This is a genomic window from Deferrisoma palaeochoriense (assembly GCF_054656955.1).
Map to the genome: position 1 here is coordinate 1 of NZ_BAAHXI010000169.1, position 610 is coordinate 610.

At 61.5% G+C, this 610-nt stretch carries 2 protein-coding genes; both read left to right on the forward strand.

Features of this window, described 5'->3' with window-relative positions; all coding sequences use genetic code 11:
- Nucleotides 1–204 precede the first annotated feature (204 nt).
- Nucleotides 205–432 carry a hypothetical protein gene (locus ACYQ8L_RS18565; RefSeq protein ID WP_459943305.1) on the forward strand — a complete coding sequence of 76 codons (228 nt, stop codon included), beginning with the start codon at nt 205–207 and terminating at the stop codon, nt 430–432.
- Nucleotides 429–610, forward strand: a 182-nt coding sequence (locus ACYQ8L_RS18570) for a type II toxin-antitoxin system VapC family toxin (protein WP_459943306.1), incomplete at its 3' end; no start/stop codon positions are given. The genes ACYQ8L_RS18565 and ACYQ8L_RS18570, both read left to right, overlap by 4 nt.

Sequence of the window (610 nt, forward strand, 5' to 3'; positions counted from 1 at the left end):
GGCCGAGACCCCCCATCCACGATGAACGACCTACGACCTGCGACCAACGACGCCCGGCAGTCCCCCCCTTCCCGAAAGTTGACCGTTCGCTCGCGTTGCTCATAGCGGGGGTGCTGGGTACACTGGAGCGCAGTTGGTGCCTTCCAGCGTCTCAGCCTTCTAGTCTCCGAGCCTTCCAGCGTAAATCGCCCCGAAGGACAAGCCATGAACACCCTGAGGAAACGAATCGAAGACGAACTGAACGGCCTCGATCCCACCTCTTTGGTCGCGGTGTACGAGTACCTGAGGGCCATCAAAGCGATCCGGCCTGCCCCCGGCGGGGGGGCGGAGGGGGAGGGCGCCCCGTCGATCGAGGAAGTCAGGAGGCAGACTTCGACATCGTCCAGCGATTGGAGCGAGGCCGTTCGCGGCGACCGGGATGAGCGCATATGAGCCTTTTCTTCTTTGATACCTCCGCTCTTGTGAAGATCTACCATGAAGAGCGCGGCTCGAAAGCCTGTCCCGATCTCTACCTTGGAACCTCGACGATTGCCGTCTCGGAATTGGCTCGGGTGGAGCTGTATTCGGCCGTGTTCCGGAAACTCCGCGAGCGAGAAATCAACGAGGGAGC